General features: G+C 61.7%; 16 protein-coding genes. 7 read left to right on the forward strand and 9 right to left on the reverse strand.

Translation table 11 applies throughout. The annotated features are described in order from the left end of the window. Window positions 1–5 precede the first annotated feature (5 nt). The gene (locus FA94_RS38460; protein WP_156126475.1) at window positions 6–317 is read right to left on the reverse strand and encodes a hypothetical protein; all 312 of its coding nucleotides are present in this window, start codon (window positions 315–317) and stop codon (window positions 6–8) included. Between FA94_RS38460 and FA94_RS00725 the strand changes: the two genes are divergently transcribed. The 4 genes from FA94_RS00725 (at window position 304) to asnB (ending at window position 6,415) form a co-directional block, all read left to right on the forward strand. Beyond that, on the forward strand, window positions 304–1,707 hold the full coding sequence (locus tag FA94_RS00725) for a methyl-accepting chemotaxis protein (protein ID WP_035545925.1): 1,404 nt from the start codon (window positions 304–306) through the stop codon (window positions 1,705–1,707). The two genes, FA94_RS38460 and FA94_RS00725, sit on opposite strands and share 14 nt — an antisense overlap. 766 nt (window positions 1,708–2,473) lie before the next feature. Further along, entirely contained in the window at window positions 2,474–3,535 is a 1,062-nt protein-coding gene (locus FA94_RS00730) for an L-tyrosine/L-tryptophan isonitrile synthase family protein (protein ID WP_081935621.1), read from the forward strand. Continuing rightward, window positions 3,532–4,425, forward strand: a complete 894-nt coding sequence (locus FA94_RS00735; RefSeq protein ID WP_035545927.1) for a TauD/TfdA dioxygenase family protein — start codon at window positions 3,532–3,534, stop codon at window positions 4,423–4,425. The genes FA94_RS00730 and FA94_RS00735 overlap by 4 nt, the downstream gene beginning before the upstream one ends. A 121-nt stretch (window positions 4,426–4,546) precedes the next feature. After that, window positions 4,547–6,415: an asparagine synthase (glutamine-hydrolyzing) gene (gene asnB / locus FA94_RS00740; protein ID WP_035545929.1), complete on the forward strand. Its 1,869-nt coding sequence runs from the start codon at window positions 4,547–4,549 to the stop codon at window positions 6,413–6,415. Here the strand turns inward: asnB and FA94_RS00745 are convergent. The 5 genes from FA94_RS00745 to FA94_RS00765 all read right to left on the reverse strand — a co-directional run bounded on the left by FA94_RS00745 (window position 6,382) and on the right by FA94_RS00765 (window position 11,789). Next, window positions 6,382–7,356, reverse strand: a complete 975-nt coding sequence (locus FA94_RS00745; RefSeq protein ID WP_081935783.1) for a LysR family transcriptional regulator — start codon at window positions 7,354–7,356, stop codon at window positions 6,382–6,384. The two genes, asnB and FA94_RS00745, sit on opposite strands and share 34 nt — an antisense overlap. Window positions 7,357–7,684: 328 nt before the next feature. Then, window positions 7,685–8,503 (reverse strand): ABC transporter permease subunit, encoded by an 819-nt coding sequence (locus FA94_RS00750; RefSeq protein WP_035545931.1) that lies wholly within the window; start codon window positions 8,501–8,503, stop codon window positions 7,685–7,687. Further along, window positions 8,503–9,432: an ABC transporter permease subunit gene (locus FA94_RS00755; protein ID WP_035545934.1), complete on the reverse strand. Its 930-nt coding sequence runs from the start codon at window positions 9,430–9,432 to the stop codon at window positions 8,503–8,505. The genes FA94_RS00750 and FA94_RS00755 overlap by 1 nt, the downstream gene beginning before the upstream one ends. Further along, window positions 9,429–10,595: a polyamine ABC transporter ATP-binding protein gene (locus FA94_RS00760; protein WP_035545936.1), complete on the reverse strand. Its 1,167-nt coding sequence runs from the start codon at window positions 10,593–10,595 to the stop codon at window positions 9,429–9,431. The genes FA94_RS00755 and FA94_RS00760 overlap by 4 nt, the downstream gene beginning before the upstream one ends. 93 nt (window positions 10,596–10,688) lie before the next feature. Next, window positions 10,689–11,789 carry a polyamine ABC transporter substrate-binding protein gene (locus FA94_RS00765; RefSeq protein WP_035545938.1) on the reverse strand — a complete coding sequence of 367 codons (1,101 nt, stop codon included), beginning with the start codon at window positions 11,787–11,789 and terminating at the stop codon, window positions 10,689–10,691. Between the two features lie 502 nt (window positions 11,790–12,291). Between FA94_RS00765 and FA94_RS00770 the strand changes: the two genes are divergently transcribed. The 3 genes from FA94_RS00770 (at window position 12,292) to FA94_RS00780 (ending at window position 15,421) form a co-directional block, all read left to right on the forward strand. Then, the gene (locus FA94_RS00770) at window positions 12,292–13,596 is read left to right on the forward strand and encodes an Nramp family divalent metal transporter (protein WP_035545939.1); all 1,305 of its coding nucleotides are present in this window, start codon (window positions 12,292–12,294) and stop codon (window positions 13,594–13,596) included. A gap of 212 nt (window positions 13,597–13,808) precedes the next feature. Beyond that, on the forward strand, window positions 13,809–15,071 hold the full coding sequence (locus FA94_RS00775; protein ID WP_035545940.1) for a phospholipase A: 1,263 nt from the start codon (window positions 13,809–13,811) through the stop codon (window positions 15,069–15,071). A 146-nt stretch (window positions 15,072–15,217) separates the two neighbouring features. After that, window positions 15,218–15,421, forward strand: coding sequence for a DUF1289 domain-containing protein (locus FA94_RS00780; protein WP_035545942.1), 204 nt, complete (start codon window positions 15,218–15,220; stop codon window positions 15,419–15,421). 89 nt (window positions 15,422–15,510) lie between these two features. On the opposite strand, the gene FA94_RS00785 is transcribed toward FA94_RS00780, so the two are convergent. The 3 genes from FA94_RS00785 to FA94_RS00795 all read right to left on the reverse strand — a co-directional run bounded on the left by FA94_RS00785 (window position 15,511) and on the right by FA94_RS00795 (window position 18,915). Continuing rightward, complete coding sequence (locus FA94_RS00785) at window positions 15,511–16,167, reverse strand: OmpW/AlkL family protein (protein WP_035545945.1); 657 nt, start codon at window positions 16,165–16,167, stop codon at window positions 15,511–15,513. A 69-nt stretch (window positions 16,168–16,236) separates the two neighbouring features. Next, window positions 16,237–17,427 carry an NAD(P)H-dependent flavin oxidoreductase gene (locus FA94_RS00790; protein ID WP_035545947.1) on the reverse strand — a complete coding sequence of 397 codons (1,191 nt, stop codon included), beginning with the start codon at window positions 17,425–17,427 and terminating at the stop codon, window positions 16,237–16,239. Window positions 17,428–17,577: 150 nt separating this feature from the next. Further along, window positions 17,578–18,915 carry a type VI immunity family protein gene (locus FA94_RS00795; protein WP_035545948.1) on the reverse strand — a complete coding sequence of 446 codons (1,338 nt, stop codon included), beginning with the start codon at window positions 18,913–18,915 and terminating at the stop codon, window positions 17,578–17,580. Window positions 18,916–18,930: the final 15 nt, after the last annotated feature.

The raw sequence follows: 18,930 nt of genomic DNA on the forward strand, positions 1-18,930 counted from the left end.
TCCACTCACCCGCCGCCGAGAAAACGCAACAGCCCCCACAAGAACTTGCAGAGCATCACGATCAGTTCCCACAGGTGATAGAGCTGTTGCCAGCCCGAAACGCGCGCGAAGGAGTCGATCATGATGGGCGAAGGCAAGATATTAGGGCTGCGGATGGCGGTTTGACCGCCCATCATAACGACTGCGGGATAGCCCGTATCAAGTCGCTTGAAAGTCTGCCGTAAACGCATCGAGGAGACGCTGCATACGCCATGGATGACAGCGCAACCCGAGCGCGCCACGCGCGCCATCGAGGAGACGTAAATGATGCGTTTCAAATTCCGCAGACGGACTCAGTCACAGGGTGTGGTCGGCGATATTGCGGCGCAAGCCGGCAAACTGGGCATTGAAATCTGCGACGTCTCGGGCCACGTCGAGGAAGTCGCCGCGCGCGTGCAACGCCAGGCGCAGGTCTGCCGCGCGCTGCGCGAATCGGCGGCGCAAACACTGGCGGGCAATCATCGCATTGCGACGGCCGCGCGGGAAATGCGCAATGTGTCGGCCGAAGCCGCGACGGGCGTGCAGGCGTCGCAGGAGACTTTGCAGGCCTCGCTCGCCGACATTCACGGACTGGTTGAAGGCGTGACGGTGATCGAGAGTCAGATCGGCGCGTTACGCAGCGCGTTGGCGCATGTGAGCCGGGTGTCGGAAGAGATTTCGCTGATCGCACGGCAGACGCATTTGCTAGCGTTGAACGCCGCGATCGAAGCGGCGCGTGCGGGCGAATCCGGCAAGAGTTTCGCGGTGGTGGCCGCCGAGGTGAAGAATTTGTCGGCGAAGACCGCGCAGGCTACCGGGCAGATCGAGACGACGCTCGCGCAACTCACGCAGCAGACCGAGCAACTGATTAGCGAGGGATCGGTGAATACCGCGCGGGCGCATCGGGTGCGTGAAGGCACGCGCAAGATCGGCGACGTCGTGCATGCGACGGGCGACGCGATTGCGCAGTTGAACAACGAGGCGGGCGAGATTGCCGCGTTGACCGGCGAGATCGAAACGCAGTGCGACGGGCTCGAGGCGCAGGTGCTGGAGATGGCGAGCGGCGTCGAGGATTCCAGCGAGAACTTTGCGCAGGCCAAGGACCGGTTGGGGAATCTGCTCGGGGTGTCGGAGACGTTGATCGAATTGACGGCCGCGACCGGCGTCGAGACGGCGGATACGCTTTTTATCGATGCGGTGCAGCGGGCCGCGGCGGCGGTGAGCAAGGTGTTCGAGGGCGCTGTCGCGCGAGGTGAAGTGTCGATTGAGGATCTGTTCGATCAGCGGTATGTGCCGGTTGCCGGGAGTAATCCTCCGCAGTTCGTTACCCGGTTTACTTCGTTTACCGATCGGGTGTTGCCGGCGATTCAGGAGCCTTTGCTCAAGCTCGATTCGCGGGTGGCGTTTTGTGCTGCAGTCGATTTGCGCGGGTATTTGCCTACGCATAATCTGAAGTTCTCTTTGGCGCAGCGGGAGGATGTTGTGTGGAATATGGCGAATTGCCGGAATCGACGGATGTTCGATGATCGGACCGGGATTGCTGCGGCTTCGCATACGAAGCGGTTTTTGTTGCAGACGTATCGGCGGGATATGGGGGGTGGGGAGTTTGTGTTGATGAAGGATGCGTCCGCGCCGGTTTTTGTGGGGGGGAGGCATTGGGGTGGGGTTCGGGTGGGGTATCGGGTTTGAATTTTTTGGTTTTGGTGTGCTGTGCGGTTTTGGGTGTGCTCTTTTGGTGTTGGCCTTTCCTTGTGTTGGTAGTGGTCTATTAGCGATCCCCCTGTGCGGGGGGGCACTTACTTCTCTTTGCCGCGGCAAAGAGAAGTAAGCAAGAGAAAGCCGCTCACACCGCTAATTCTGAAGTGGGTTCCTCGCACAGCAACGGTAGTGGCTCATCTGGAATCCGTGCTCTCGCACATTCCGCGCCGGTGACAAAGGCGTCATTCTTCCGGCGGCGCTGCGCGCGCCGTCCCGGTCGTTCACAAAACCAGCAGTATTTTTCGGGCCATGCCGGTCCGTTGGCGTAGCGTCGCCGACGCGAGGCCGATGGCCTTCCCCACAAAAAAACGAAGCCCCTGGTTTCAGGCAAACCGTTCTGACGAGCGCATTGCGCGAGGCAGGATGTATGACGGCTTTGTCACTGCCGCCGAGTGTGCGAGGGCACGGATTCCAGATGCACCACTACCGGTGGTAAACCACCAAACCCACTTATGAGCTGGCGGTGTGAGCCGCTTTCTTTTGCCTACTTTTCTTTGCGGCAGGCAAAGAAAAGTAGGTGCCCCCCGCACAGGGGGATCGCTAATAGACCACCGTGAATTCAAGGAAAGGCCAACACAAAAAAAACCAACACCTCAAAAATTCCCCAAACACACCTTTCAACAAAACCCCCTTTATCCCCCACCCCGCAAAAAATAAACTCCCCTACACCAGCCCCCACCGAAGGTCGCAAAACCCCATGCCCCACGACCCAACCCTCCAAATCTCCCTCTTAATCCTCGAAGAGATAACCCACATCCACCGCCACCACCCAGGACAAAAACCCGCATCCGAAACACACAACGACAACGAAATACTCACCAGCACCCACCTCCCCAAAATCCAGTCCTTCGTCGAAGCCAACAACCCCATCGAATTCGTACTACCCGCCTTCCCATCGAAATCCCCCAACCCCGCGAAAGTACTCGGCCGCCTCCCCGACATGGCGGAAAAGCTCTCGCTCTCCTTCCTCAATACGTTCTGTCAGCGCATTCAACGCCACCACCCGCCCGGCGCCAAAATAAAAATCTGCTCGGACGGCCGCGTCTTCGGCGATCTGATTCGAGTCGACGATCACGACATCAGCGCTTATCAGAAGACCTTGCAACACATCATCGCCGACTGCCGCGCAGACCATCTCACCCTCTTCAACCTGGAACACATCAGTCCACACGCCACCAGCGCCACAAACTTCAATGAAATGCGCGAACGGCTAGTCGACGAATACGCCGACCCGATCGACACGATCAAACAGAAACTCATCGACGATCCAGCGGGTACGCAGCTCTATCGCGCCATCACCCGCTTCCTGTTCGAAGACGGCCTGACGGCTCACTATCGCGGCTCCCGAACCGCTCTGCAGAAAGACGCCAAAACTCGCGCGCTCGGCGTGATTCAACGCAGTTGGGCATGGGGCGCGCTGCTCGGCGACCGGTTCCCGGACGCGATCCGTCTGTCGATCCATCCGCAGCCGGCAGCCAGCCCAAAGATCGGCATCCACCTGATGCCGACGCACGACAACTGGCTAACGCCGTGGCACGGCGTCGCGGTCGAACGCAAAGGACAGTTCACGCTGATGAAACGCCGCGACGCCGAGCGGCTAGGTGGCCGCATCGTGATGCACGATCAGCAACCGAGCCACTATCGGATCGATCCATCGCATCCCGCCAATCGCTATCCTCCCGTGCCCACAAACAGCCGTCGCCATCCGGCATGGGCGCGCGCTAACGTCATCCTGACGGCCAAGCCGGAGGTTCAATGAACGACCTCTTCGTCCAACGATCGCTGACCCTCGAACCGTTGATCGGCAGCACCGGCAACGCCTGTTCGTTCGGCATCCTCGTGACCTCGCGCCGCGCGGATCTTCACGTCGACGAACTGTGGATCGAATGGCTGCGCGCGCTGGTGCACAGCCATCAACTGGTTGTCTTGCGCGGTTTCGACAGCTTCGACGACGCCGACAGCCTGACCCGTTTCTGCGCGACGTTCGGCGAAATCATGATGTGGCCATTTGGCGCGGTGCTCGAACTGGTCGAGCATGCCGATCCCCAGGACCATATCTTTGCGAGCGGCTATGTGCCTTTGCATTGGGACGGGATGTATCTGGAAACCGTGCCGGAATACCAGCTATTTCATTGCGTCCGCGCACCGGACGACACGCAAGGCGGACGCACCACGTTTTCGAGCACGACCGAGGCGCTGCGCATCGCGACGCCGCAGGCCCACGCGCTGTGGCGCCGGGCCAGCGGAATCTATCAACGAACGGTCGAGCTCTACAGCGCCACGGTGGCGGCGCCCATTGTCGGCCGGCATCCACGGCGCGCGTTTCCGGTGCTGCGGTTTTGCGAACCACCGGTCGACGGCGACAGCACCTTTATCAATCCATCGATCTACGCGTTCGACGGCATCGGCGCACACGAGCGGGAAGCGCTGCTCACCAGTTTGCGGCATGCGCTCTACGATCCGCGCGCGCACTACGCGCATCGCTGGCAAACGGGCGATGTCGTGCTGACCGACAACTTCACGTTGCTGCACGGACGCGAACGCTTCGTCAGCCGCAGCGGGCGACATCTGCGCCGCGTTCACGTGCATAGCGAGCCACCGCTGGACAACCCGCATCTTTTGAAACTGCCGCGTGATGCAGCCGTCTGAGCCCTTCTTCAGCGGAGCAAAAGACATGGCGTCGATGAACGGAGACGATTACTTCGACAGGCTGCGCAGCGGCCGCATCTAGATCGTCCGATTCCTAATCGTTCAACTCAAGGGAGCTACCATGTGCGGGATCGCTGGATGGGTCGACTTCGAACGCGACTTGCGGTGCACCGCGGCCATCGTCGACGGGATGACCGACAGCCTGGCTCATCGCGGCCCGGACGGGCGAGGCCTGTGGCTCGATACACACGTGGCGCTGGGACACCGGCGGCTCGCGATCATCGATCCCGCACACGGCGCGCAACCCATGTGCAGCCCCGCGTACGATGCGCGCGGCCTGCCTCGCGCGGTGATCTGCTACGGCGGAGAAACCTACAACTTTCGCGAGCTGCGGGCCGAACTCGGCGCGCTCGGCCACCGCTTTGATACACGGTGCGATACCGAAGTCGTGCTGCACGCGTATCTGCAGTGGGGCGCGCAGTTCGTCGAACGCCTGAACGGAATGTATGCGATTGCGCTGTGGGATACGGTGCGGCACGAGCTTCTGCTTGTGCGTGATCGCCTCGGCGTGAAGCCGTTGTTCTACTATCCGACGGCACACGGCGTGATCTTCGGTTCCGAACCGAAAGCGATTCTCGCCCACCCCGACGTGCGGGCACGCACCTCGTCCGAAGGGCTCTGCGACGCACTCCTCTTTCTGCGCACACCGGGACGGGTGCCGCTCTCCGGCATGCGTGAGCTGAAGCCGGGCCACCTGCTGCGGGTGCGGCGCGGGCGCATCGTGGAGGAGCGCTATTGGGCGCTGGAGGCGCGCGCGCACACCGACGATCTGCCGACGACCATCGCGACGCTGCGCGCGTTGCTCGACGACATCGTGTCGCACCAGATGATCGCCGATGTGCCGCTGTGCGCGCTGCTGTCCGGCGGCGTGGATTCGAGTACCGTCGCGGCACTTGCGCAGAAACATCGCAACGCGTCCGGCGGCGGCCGGCTCCCGACCTTCTGCGTCGACTTCACCGGGCACACGCAACACTTTCGGGCCGACCCGGTTCGTCCGACGGCCGACGCGCCGTTCGCCCGCGAAGTCGCGCGGCATATTGGCAGCGACCATCACACGATCGAGCTGAACCATGCCGCGCTGCTCGATCCCAAAGTGCGCGAAGCGGTGCTGCGCGCGTGGGATCTACCGTTCAACTTCGCCGACCTCGATGTGTCGCTGCATCAGTTGTTCGCCGAAATACGCCGGCACGCGACCGTCGCGCTATCGGGTGAAGCCGCCGACGAAATTTTCGGCGGTTACCTGTGGTTTACCGATCCGGCCGCGCGCCGCGCGCACACTTTTCCGTGGCTCAAGCTCGGCGCGCATCGCGGCCTCGATCCCCGCGCGCTGTTTCGCGCGGATTTCATCGACGCACTGAAACTCGACGAATACGAAGCCGATCTCTATCGCGCGGCTCTCGCGGAAGTGCCGCGCCTTGCCGGAGAGAGCCCGGAACAGCGACGCACGCGCGAGGTGAGCTATCTGACGCTGACGCGCTGGCTGCCGCTGCTGCTCGACAAGAAAGACCGGATGGGCATGGCCAACGCGATCGAAGGACGGGTGCCGTTCTGCGATCACCGGCTCGTCGAGTACGCCTTCAACATTCCCTGGGCGATGAAGACCTTCGACGGCCGCGACAAAGCGCTGCTGCGGGCTGCCGCGGACGATCTACTCCCTGAATCGGTATTGCGCCGCAAGAAGGCGGCTTATCCGTCGATCCAGACGCCCGCCTACGACCGCGGCCTCATCGCCCGTCTGAACACGGCGCTCGACGACCCACGCGCGCCGCTGCAGCCCTTTATCGACCGGGACGCGTTAAACAGGTTCGCGACGCGCATCACGGCCGGCGGCCTTGCCGAACTGGAACGGATTCTGGTGGAGTCGACCACCCGGCTCAATAGCTGGCTCGCGCTGTATCAGGTCGACCTCGACGGCGTACCGGCGGGTTGAGTTGTTGCATCGACACCCGGAGCGACTCGATGGATGCGATCCAGATCCGACAGATACGTCTGCACGGCATCGAGAAACAGACGCTCCCGGATCGACGCATGGCGGGCGGCGGTACGAAACGCATAGATGCCCCCTGGCGGCGTAGTCCAGGCCGGCAGCAAGCGGCACAGACGCCCTTCGCGCAGGTCTTTGGCGACGAGATAGTCGGGGAACACGCCGACGCCGGCGCCTGCCAGTACCAGTTGAAGGGCGAGCAGGACGCTTTGTACTTTGAGGCGTCCATTGGTGGGAATGCGGGCGGACTGCCCGTCGTTGACGAACAGCGAATAACCCGAATTGGCCTGACCGTCGTGCGTGATCCAGTGCGCGCCGTGCAGATCATTCGGATGACGTGGCGCGGCGTGTTGCCGCGCGAAGTCGGGCGACGCAACGAGAAATTGCTCGAAGGAGCCGAGCGATTTCATGCGAAAGCCTTTCTTTTTAGGCCAGCCGGTTTGGAAGGCGAGATCGATGCGTTGCCCGATCAGATCGACGTCCAGGTCATTGCAGAGAATTTCCACATCGATATGCGGATATTGATTAACGAACAGGGCGACGACGCGACTCAGCAGCGCCGTGGCGAACGCGCTGGGCGCCGCGACGCGCAGCAGCCCGGCTGATTTGTGGCGGAGTTGCCGGATGCTGCCGACGGTTTCCTGCAGATGGCTGACGAATTCCTGTGCTGCGAGGTAGAGGGTCAGTCCGGCATCGGTGGGGGCGATTTTGCGGGTACTACGCAGGACGAGTTGGGTATCGATTTCCGTTTCGAGGCGACTGAGATATTCGCTCACGAGCGATTTAGAGATGCAGAGACGCTCCGCCGCAGCGGTAAAACTCCCGTGTTCGACGACGGCGACAAAGACGCGAAGATAATTCAGATTCCTGATTCCCCCCTCGCCCATACGCACCTCGTCGATGTCAAAGAAAACCGGATCAAACTGATAAAAGATTGACCCCGACATCAAGCAAGCGTTGCAAACCGTACCGCCACAATTCGCCGCACCGGTCAAAGAAAACCACGACGGCGCGCGCAGCGCCGCCGGAAGAATGACTGCTGTGCCACAAGAGCGGAATGTGTGAGGGCACGGATTCCAGATGAGCCACTACCGTGACTGTGCGGGGGACCCGCTTAAGGATTAGCGGTGTGAGCGGCTTTCTCTTGCCAATAGACCACCATGAAATCAAGGAGAGGCCAACACCCCACGATCACAGCCCAAAGCCCCGCAAAGCCTAAACCGCCATAACAGCCTTCTTCCTCTCAGCCCGCTGCATAAGATAGTTAGCGACAACAACCCCAACCGTAACCACAGCAATAAACAGAGTAGCCAGCGCATTCATCTCAGGATTAAGCCCAAGCCGAACCCGAGAGAAGACGACGAGAGGCAAGGTAGTCGACCCAGGCCCGGACAAGAACGCAGACAGCACGAGATCATCGATCGAGAGAGTGAAGGACAGCAACCACCCGGAAACGAGTGCCTGAGAGATCAACGGCAGGGTAATAAAAAAGAACACCCGAATCGGCGTAGCCCCAAGATCAAGCGCGGCCTCTTCGAGAGAGGGATGCAACTCCTTAACCCGTGACTGCACGATGATCGCGACATAGGAGATACACAGCATGACATGGCCGATCCAGATGGTGAAGACCCCGCGCCCGGCGGGCCACCCCAACCACTTGGCCATCTCGATGAACAGCAACAGCAGCGAGATCCCCTGAATGACCTCAGGAATAACCAGAGGCGCATTGATCATCCCGGTATAGAGCGTAAACCCACGAAACCGCCCCATACGGGCCAACACAAACCCAGCCCAGGTGCCAATAACCACCGAAGCAAACGCCGTCATCAAAGCCACCCGCAACGACAACCACGCCGCCGCGATCAGTTCATCGTCCTGCAACAAAGCCGCATACCACCGCGTAGAAAACCGCGTCCAGACGGTGACCAACTGCGACTCGTTGAACGAATAGACGACAAGACTAACAATCGGAATATACAAAAACAGAAACCCAATCCCGAGGAACACAAACAGCAAAATCCGGTTCGGCTTCATCAGCGCCTTTCCTCCATCGCCTTCGCCTGCGCGTATTGGAAGAACGCCATCGGCACCAGCAGCAACAACACCATCGCACACGTCACAGCGGACGCCATCGGCCAATCGGCATTGTCGAAGAACTCATTCCACATCACTCGCCCGATCATCAGCGTGTTCGCGCCACCGAGCAGTTCAGGAATCACATACTCCCCCACCGCCGGAATGAACACCAGCAAACAGCCCGCGATAATCCCGTTCTTCGACAGCGGCAAGGTAATCTGCCAGAACGCCTTCCACGGTTTCGCGCCGAGATCGTAGGCCGCCTCGAGCAGCGTCATGTCCATCTTCACCAGATGCGCGTACAGCGGCATGACGAGAAATGGCAGATACGAATACACCATGCCGATGTAGACAGCCGTATTCGTGTGATACAGCTCGATCGGCGAATGAATCAGGCCGATCGACATCAGGAAGTTATTCAGCAAACCGTTGTTCTTCAGAATCCCGATCCACGCATACACGCGAATCAGAAACGACGTCCAGAACGGCAACATCACGGCCATCATCAGCAGGTTGCGGCTCGCCGGATTCGATCTCGCGATGTAATACGCCATCGGATAACCGATCAGCAGACACAGCAAGGTCGAGATCGCGGCGACCACCACCGAATTCACATAGGTCGCGAAATACAGGCTGTCCGTCAGCAGAAACGCGTAATGCGACAGGTCGAGCGTGATATGAACCGCGCCATCCGCGAAAGTGCTCAGCTCCGTATAGGGCGGAATGCCGAGTTGCAGATCGGCGAAGCTGATCTTCACGACCAGCAGGAACGGCACGAGGAAAAACAGCAGCAGCCAGACGAACGGCCCGGCCACCACGGCGGTGCGGCCGGTCAGATTAAAGCGCCGCACCGGCCAGTTGGCGAGGGAACTGAACGAACGCTTCATGACGTCAGCACCACACCGGCCGACGCGCTCCAGCGCACGTACACTTCGTCGCCCCAGGTGGGCGTGTCGATCTCCGTCAACGCGAGACTGGTCACGTTCGCAATCACCGTTTTGCCGGCTTCGAGCTTGACGTGATAGAGCGAATAGCCGCCCATGTAGGCGATATTCGTGACGACGCCCTTGCCCCAGTTGTACGCGCCCTCGGGCGGCTTGCGCGTGAGCGCGATCCGTTCGGGCCGCACCGAGATGGTCACCGGCATGCCGAGCGGGCCGGTAATGCCGTGGTTCACATACAGACGGCACGGCAGATCCGGCGTGTCGATAAACACGTGATCGGGTTCGTCTTCGACAACATGGCCGTCGAACAGATTGGTCGAGCCGATGAACTCCGCCGAAAAGCGCGTGTTCGGATACTCGTACACCTCATGCGGCGTGCCGAGCTGGATGATCTCGCCTTCGCTCATCACGGCGAGGCGGCTGGCCATGGTCATCGCCTCTTCCTGATCGTGCGTGACCATCATGCAGGTCACGCCGACCTTGTCGAGAATGTTGACCAGTTCGATCTGCGTGCGCTGACGGATCTGCTTGTCGAGCGCGGACATCGGTTCGTCGAGCAGCAGCAGTTTGGGCCGCTTGACCAGCGAGCGCGCCAGCGCCACGCGCTGTTGCTGGCCACCCGAGAGTTGGTTCGGCTTGCGCTTCGCGAAGCGGCCCATCTGCACGAGATCGAGCACGCTTTGCACGCGGTCTTTGAGTTCGGCCTTCGGCACGCCTTCCTGCTTCAGACCGAAGGCGACGTTCGTCTCCACGTTCATGTGCGGAAACAGCGCGTACGACTGGAACATCATGTTGACCGGCCGGCGGTACGGCGGCAATTGCGCGAGGTCTTCGCCGTCGATCAGGATCTTGCCCGACGTAATGGTTTCGAGCCCGGCGAGCATGCGCAGCAAGGTCGACTTGCCGCAACCGGAACTGCCGAGCAGCGCGAACAGTTCGCCCTTCTTCACCGACAGGTTGACCCCTTTGACCGCCACGGATTCGCCGAACTTCTTGACGACGTCGACGATCTGGACGAACTGGTCCGCGGCGTCGCCCGACACGGCGCTCATACTGAGGGACGGCGCGGCATTCCCCGCCGCTGCGCCCGACTGATCACTACTCATCACAATGCTTGACTCCGGCGTTTAACGTACAAAGCCCCCGGTGGATACCGAGGGCTTCATGATGATGCATTACCCGTTCACATTGACGGCGTTTTAGCGGCCGGACTTGAATTCAGTCCACAGCCGCGTTTGCAGACGCTGGATTTCCGGCGGCAGCGGCTTCAGCAGGAACAGGGTCTTGATGACTTCCGGCGACGGATACACGGCCGGGTCGTTCGCCACGTCCTTATCCACGTACTTGCGCGCTTCGAGGTTGGCGCTCGGGTAGTAGACGGCGTTGGTGATCGCGGCGTGCACCTGCGGCGTTTCGATGTAGTTGATCCACTCGAGCGCGGCTTCCTTGTTCTTCGCGTCTTTCGGAATCGCCATCACGTCGAACCACACCGGCGCGCCGCCCTTCGGAATGTAGTACTCGATCCTGAACGCCTTCTTCGCTTCGACCGCGCGATGCTTGGCGATCACGACGTCGCCCGACCAGCCGTACGCGAAGCACACGTCGCCGCCGACCAGGTCGTTGATATAGCCCGACGAATTGAACTGCGTGATGTACGGACGGATCTTCTTCATCATCTCGAGCGCGGCGCGATAGTCGGCCGGGTTCGTGCTCATCGGATCTTTACCGATGTAGTGCAGCGCGGCGGCGAACATCTGGTCCGGCGCGTCGAGCACGGACACGCCGCAAGCCTTCAGCTTCGAGATGTTTTCGGGTTTGAAGAGCACGTCCCAGCTATCCAGCGGCACGTTCTTGCCGAGAATCTGCTGCGCCTTCGTGACGTTGTAGCCAAGGCCGGTCGTGCCGTACGCCCAGGGCACCGTGTACTTGTTGCCCGGATCCGCGCCGGCTACGAGCGCCATCAGCGACGGGTCGAGGTATTTGAGGTTCGGCAGTTTCGATTTGTCGAGCGGGGCGAAGATGCCCGCAGCAATCTGCTTGCCGGCGTAATTGCTGGTCGGCACGACGATGTCGTAGCCGGAATTGCCGGTGAGGAGCTTGGCTTGCAGCGTGTCGTCGCTGTCGTAGTTGTCGTACTTGACCTGAACGCCGGTCTGCTTGCTGAAGTTCGGAATGGTGTCCTTGGCGATGTAATCGGACCAGTTATACACGTTCAACTGCGTATCTTTCGCAGCGGCCGTCAACCACGGCGTTGCGCACAAGACCAGCGCCGCCACCTGCCCCACTACCCGTCTTTTCATTCCGTTCTCCGATCCTGACCGGCCTGAGCCGACCGTCATCTCTCACGCCGCGGCACCGCGCGCACGGCTCCCCTGAAAAACCCGAAAACTACCATTAATTATTGCGCGCTCCAAAAAAAATCCCGGGCTGTCGCGCAAACGGTACAGCGCAAGCCGTACCGCTGGAAAATTGGCCGCAATTTTAGCGGGTTATTCGCGCCTGTCTACCCGAAAAAAACACCGTCGGCCGGGCGCTGTCAGCTTGTTGTCAAACTGGCGCTTCCGGCCTGCGCCGCGTGCGGATCGGCAGCGGCGAGGCACGGCCGTTTTGCGCGAATCCTATGCTGTCCGGCTAACGTTGCGGCCAGCGTCAGCCGCGGCGCGTACGACGGTGCACAATAGCTGACGAAGCGTCGAAGCGCAGCGCACCGCGCGATGTGCGCTCCGGCAGGATCGCGTCGCGTGCCGCCAGCGAACGGGCACGTGGCTTGCACAGGCATGCAGTCTTGAACCTCGGGTATCGATGAACACCAATCCGTCCGCATTGCGTCCAAACCGCCGCCGGCGTCTGCCGGGCGATGGGCCGGTACGTCCCGCTCACTGGTTCTCTTTCGTCGGCGCGGGCGCGCTGATCGCGGTCGGCTATATCGATCCCGGTAACTGGGCCACCGCGCTGGGCGCCGGCGCGGGCTACGGTTATCAGTTGCTCAGTATCGTGTTGCTGGCCAGTCTGATTGGCATGCTGATGCAATGGCTATCGTCGCGCCTTGGCGTGGTAACCGGGCGCGACCTCGCGCAGATCTGCCGCGAACGCTCGAGCCCGCGCGGCACGCTGTTGCTCTGGCTGACCAGCGAGATCGCGATCATTGCCTGCGACGTCGCCGAGGTGGTGGGCAGCGCCGTGGCGTTGCAACTGCTGCTCGGCGTCTCGCTGACGGTCGGCGTGCTGATGTCGGCGGTCTGCACGTTCGCGTTGCTCGCGATTCAGCAGAAAGGCGGCCGCAAACTCGAAGCGGTGATCGCCGCACTGATTGGTTTCGTCGGGCTGTGCTTCGTGGTCGAACTGGCGCTCGCGCGGCCCGACTGGCATGCCGCGTTAGCCGGCACCGCACCGAGTCTCGAACTGCTGCGCAATGCCGGCATGGTGTGGCTGGCGGCGGGCATCGTCGGCGCGACGGTCATGCCGCATAACCTTTATCTGCATTCGGCGCTCGTCAAGCACCACGCGCCCGACAGCAGCGACGCGCAGATCAAGGCCGCGCTGCACGTAGTCAATCTCGACACCATCGGCTCGCTGAGCTTCGCGTTCGTGATCAACGCGGCGTTGCTGATCGTGGCGGCCGCCGTGTTCTATTCGAGCGGTCATCGCGACGTCACGGATCTCGCGGATGCCCACCGGCTGATCGCGCCGCTCGTCGGCACGCACTGGGCCAGCATTCTGTTCGCGGCGGCGTTGCTCGCGTGCGGGTTGAGCGCCACCGTGACCGGCACGCTGGCGGGTCAGACGGTCATGGAAGGCTTCCTGCAAATCCGCCTGCCGCGCTGGAAGCGCGCGTTGCTGACCCGCGCGCTCGCGATCGGGCCGGCGCTCGTCGCCGTGGGTCTGTTCGGCCAGCATGGCTCGAATCAGTTGCTGGTGGCGAGCCAGGTGGTGTTGAGCCTGCAACTGCCGCTCGCGGTCGTGCCGCTGATCCGCTACACATCTGACGCGGAACTCATGCGCGGCTGGCACGTGCGCGGCACGCGGCTTGCGTTGGCGTGGTTGTCCGCCGCTTTTATCGTGGTGCTCAACGTCGCGTTGCTGTGGCAGCTGGCGTTGGGCGCGTGACGATGTTTTGTCGCAGGTTGTCGCATCTACCTGGTAATGAAGTGATTTTGTAAGTATTCTCGAATAAGTGGTCGTGACCGGTTTGCTGGCCCTTCGAGGCGGTGCGCCGGTTATGCATCCTGTTTCGACGCGGCTGCCGGGTTTCTACGGCAGCCGTTTTTGTGCCGCCAGCGTCCCACTACATCACCGTTTCCCCCTTGGAACAATCGCCTATGCGCTTTCCCGCCACGCTGCTGTTCCTGCTAATCGCGTGCGCCGCTGGCTGGTCCGGCGACGCCCGCGCGACGGTCGCCATGCTGCAACCGGCCCGCGTGGCCGCGGCGAACGAGCCGCTGCAGATCACTCTGCTCTATTCCGCCGACGACGCCAAACCGCTCACCGTCACCGTCCCGCCGACGCTGCGCGTGACGCTGAGCGCGGCCGAACAGTCGCCCCAGCCGCTCGATCTGCAACGCGAGCCCGGCGTGCCCGACACGCTGCATCTGCAGCCCGGCCAGTTCCGCAAGGTGCGCTTCTCCGCGCCGTGGCCGCAATACGCGCGCGGCGAGGTCCGGATCGACCCGGTGGGCTTCGATGCGTCGCCGGCGCTCGTGGCCATCAATCGCGGGCCGCAGCAGGACGCGATCGCCCAGGCGGAGCGCTCGGAAAGCCACGCCAGCACCCCGGCGCAGGCCGCCGCGACCGCTGCGTTGGTGGACGGTCCGACAGGCGACGCCATGTCGCCACCGGGCGACTCGCTGGCCACGACCGGCCGCAGCGTGCTTTCGCACGTGTCCTACTACGAGCCGATGTACTTCGCCGCCGGCCATAACGGCGACACCAACGCCCGGCTGCAACTGAGCTTCAAATACCGGCTTCGCATCCCCGACGATCTGCGCTCGAAGGCTTTCACCGACAACCTGTATTTCGCGTACACGCAGACTTCGATCTGGGATCTCTCCGCCGATTCGCGGCCGTTCCGCGACACCACCTATTCGCCGCAACTGTTCTACTACGTGCCGGACACCGGCTGGCGCAGTTCCTGGTTCACCCGCATGGGGTTCGCGGCGGGCTTCGCGCATGAATCGAACGGCAAGGCCGGCGCCGACTCGCGCAGCATCAACCTGCCCTTCATCCGGCCGACATGGGAATTCGGCGATCTGACGGCCAACCATCTGACGGTGTCGCCGCGCTTCTACTACTACATCGGCACCAGCAACAACCCCGATATCGCCGACTATCGCGGCTACGTGGACCTGCTGATCAAATACGGCAGCCCGGACGGCTGGCAACTGGCCACCACGCTGCGCAAAGGCACCAAACACTGGTACGGCAGCGTCGATTCGCAATTGACCTACCCGCTCGCGAAACTGCTGGGCAACGCGTGGGGCGGCTATCTGTGGGTGGGGTATTTCAACGGCTACGGCGAGGACTTGCTGGACTACAACAATCGCCAGCACTGGATGGCGCGGATCGGCTACAGCATCGCGCGTTGAGGTTCACCCGCGCCGCCGTGTATTGCGGCGGTCCCGCGGATGCTGCCAACCGTACGCGAACCGCGGCCACGCGGCCTGGTTCGGCGAGTCGCGGGCCGCGCATCGGTTAACATAGCGGCACTTCGCTTTTCCGCTCAAGGTTTCCGATGGCTTCGAATCTCCACGATCTTCCCGACAGCCCTTGCATCGGCGTCTGTTCCACACTGTTCGACGACGTCTGCAAAGGCTGCGGCCGCACCGCTACTGAAGTCTCCAACTGGGTGTTCCTGAGCGACGAGGAAAAACGCGCGGTGTGGGTGCGTATCGAGCAGGAAGGAACCGCCATGCGGTTCAGGAACGACAAGCTGTAGGCTGCCGCGTCGGCGTGACGGCAACCTGCCGTCGCGCGTTCGCGGCAAAAGTCCGCAGCAAAAGTCCGCAGCGAACTTCGCGGCAAAAATCAGAAGCGCATCCCGACGCCCAGTCCCACTACCACCGGATCGATATTCAAGCGTCCGAGCGACTGACCTCCGAGCGACGCGTCCGTGTGCATCCAGATCTTCTTGATGTCGGCATTGACGAACAGCGACCTGGTCACCTGCACGTCCACGCCGGCCTGCAGCGCCGGGCCGAAGCTGTGATTGGTGACCGAAATCGGCGCTGCGCCGGCATGCAAACCGTCGTTATAGAACAGCGTGTAGTTGATACCCGCGCCGACATACGGACGGATCTTGCCCGCGTGGTTGAAGTGATATTGCAGCAGCAGCGTGGGCGGCAACACGTTCACGCCGCCCAGGTTGCCGAGGCTCGACGTCAACTGATGCCGCGACGTGCCGAGAATCAGCTCGACGCCCAGGTAGTCGCGGATCATGTAGGTGAAATCCAGTTCCGGCACGATTGCGTTGTTGACGCCCACGTTGAGCGCCTTCAGCGACTGGTTCGTGCCCACGTTCGGCATGATGCTGATGGCGCGCAGACGCACCAGCACGTCGCCGGCGTGAATGCCGCTCATCTCGTCGTCGCCGGCGGCATGCGCCTGCGTGGTCATGACGCTTGCGCCAAGCAGGCTCGCCGCGATCGCGAAGGCCCGGATTCTGTTTCTGTGTGAGAGCTTCATCTGCTTCCCCGAATGTTGTTTGCGTGCGGGGATTGTCGAAGTTCTCGCCACAAAACACGTTGATACGCATCAACCGAGCGAAAACGCCCATCGCCCTGCGACAGCTGGTCGCGTTGCGCCCGTCAGCAAAAGCTCGATCAGATCGTGAACGCTGCGAATCGCGGTGCCGAACGGCAACGCTTCGCGGCCGCGAAAGAACAGGCCGTTGGCCACGTCGCCACGCAATGCCGCCGCGAGTCGCGTGTCGATGCAGAAGTGGCCGAACTTCTCGATACCGTCGCGCCAGCCGCACGCGCTGAGGCATTCGAGCGCGGTCGGACACGCGTGTTTGAGCGCGCCGACCCGCTCGCGGATCTTGTTTTCATGGCGCAGATAGCGCATCAGCCAAGGGGTTTTCACCGCGCGCGCGGGCAGCCCCGTCACGCTCACGAATTCGACGATGTCGTCGGGCGTCGCTTCGGCGAGTACGCGCTTGAAATTCGGATGCGCGTCGCCTTCCTCGGTGACGGCGAACGGTGTGCCGAGCTGCACGCCGCTCGCGCCCGCGTTCAGCAGGTCGCGCACGGCCTCGTGACTATTGATGCCGCCCGCGAGAATCAGCGGCACCTCGCGACGTTGCAAGCCGAGCGTCGTGAAGACCGTGTCGAGTTCATCGAGAATCCGGTGAAAGTCGAAGCGCGGGTCCTGCATGTCGGCCACGTTGTTGACGCCGAGATGGCCGCCCGCATGCGCCGGATGTTCGATCACCACGGCGTCGGGCAAGCGGCCTTTTTTCATCCATTTTTTCAGGATCAGCGCGACGCCGCGGCTGTCCGACAGGATCGGGATCAGCGCGATGTCGTGGCCTTGCGTCATGTCGGGCAGATCGAGCGGCAGGCCCGCGCCCATCACGATCGCGTCGGCGCCGTTCTCGCAGGCGGTGCGCACGTAGTCGGCTTGCGCGCTGACCGCTTTCATCACGTTCACGGCGATCATGCCGCGGCCTTTGCTGAGCGCTTTGGCGGCGTGGATTTCGCGTGCCAGCGCGGTGAGGTTGGCCTGTTCGAGCGTGGCGCGGTCGGGCGACTGGCGGCATTGTTCGACCAGATCGCGATGATGATGCCGCAGGTCGATACTGGCGATGGTGCCTAGCGCGCCTTCACGGGCGACGCTGCCGGCCAGCCGGTGAGCGGAGATGCCGACGCCCATGCCGCCCTGCACGATCGGCAGTAACGAGCGGCCACGGAGAGTGAGCGGAGGGAATGCGTGAGAGGTGAACATGACGGGCCCGATGGCGGATGGTCGAACTGGCGATCATCGTCGGTGCGGGCCGGGAGGCGTTGTTTCAGGTCAAGGCGTGACGGGATGGCGTGGGATGGTGGCGGGGTTTGTTGATGCGGGTCAGGTGTGAGCGTTATTGCGTGGCAGTCACTATGTATTCTCGTCCGCAGACCAAACCCAGTTTGTCTCTCCCCAACTACTTCCCGCAAAGACCGGCATGATTTCCCCCGCTTCGAAATAGCGACGGCTTCCCGCCTTCGCGGGCGTCTGCCACCAACCCGCCTCGGGGCATGGGCTACCGCCCCGCACGCTACGGCGGCCCGGTTCCCGCGTCACCGGCTGAGGAACGATGGTCGGCGTAGCCGGAATTGGCGGGGCGTCTGGCAGATCAAAGCGGGCCTCCCACGCGCGTGCGTTCTTGCTGTCCGCGTTCTGCAACTGCGGGTCGTACCAGTGCAGTCCATCCGGCTTCGGGTTGCGCAGCACACGCAACACCTTGTTGACGAACACATAGGGTTCCGGCAACCCTTCTTCGGGTGCCCCCAGGCGTGGGATCGGACCGGCACGCACGAGCGTGCAGTGATTGATGCGCTCGATCTGGATGTCGGCGCGATCCAATGCTGCACGCAGCGCAGCGTCGCCGCCAAGGCGTTCAACGAATACGTCGCCCATCAGCGTGTACCAGTTGATGCTTTTGATGAAACCCCAACGACCTACTTTTGCACCGGGGTGCAGGTAGTTATATACAGCCTTTAAATTATAGGGTTCGCCTTCATAGGAGGTCGGGTCATATTCTTCTCTGCCAAAGTGCGCGCAGGCATCTACCTCGATACCGCTGAACCGCTCAGCAATTGCCCACTCCTGAGCCTGCCAGTTGTGATAGTTGTACGCCGTCACGGCGGACAATCCACCGTAGCCGCCACAAACGTCTAACTGCTCACACACGTATCGCAGAAACTGCTCGTATTGTTCTTGTCCTTCAGGGCAAGTCACCAGTTCCATCGGAACGCTAAATTTCAGATACGAAATTTCTTTTTCTTCGCCTTTGGCTACTTTGAAGCCTTCCGGAGATTCGTAATCCATCGGACTTGCACGTCCAGTTAGCGTCGCAATCTGGTAGTCCGGTGCGGTCAGGGGATTCGGTGCGCTGGACCGCATCACGCTGACCTGTTCATATTCCGGTGAATCGATGATGACCTTGCGGATTTTTTCGATACCCTTCGCTGTTTTTTTGCTGAACTTCGCCAGGTCCTCGTCTTTGCCGGAAATCAGGTGTTCGCCGAACAACTCATCGAAGCGGTCGAAACACGCGAGCAGCCCGCGTCGCCCTTCCGGTTTCGAGCCGCCAGCAAAGTACACCGTCCCGATCACGCCCGGTTTCACCGCAAAACTATTGTCGGCCAAGCGGACACTCAGATCTTCGAGGTAGCGCGCGTAGGCTGCGAACGGCGTCAATACGACTGGTTTCGTCACTTCGATATTGCTCATGCTCAGATTTCTCAC

It is taken from the genome of Burkholderia sp. 9120, from assembly GCF_000745015.1.
In the GTDB taxonomy this organism is placed as follows: domain Bacteria; phylum Pseudomonadota; class Gammaproteobacteria; order Burkholderiales; family Burkholderiaceae; genus Paraburkholderia.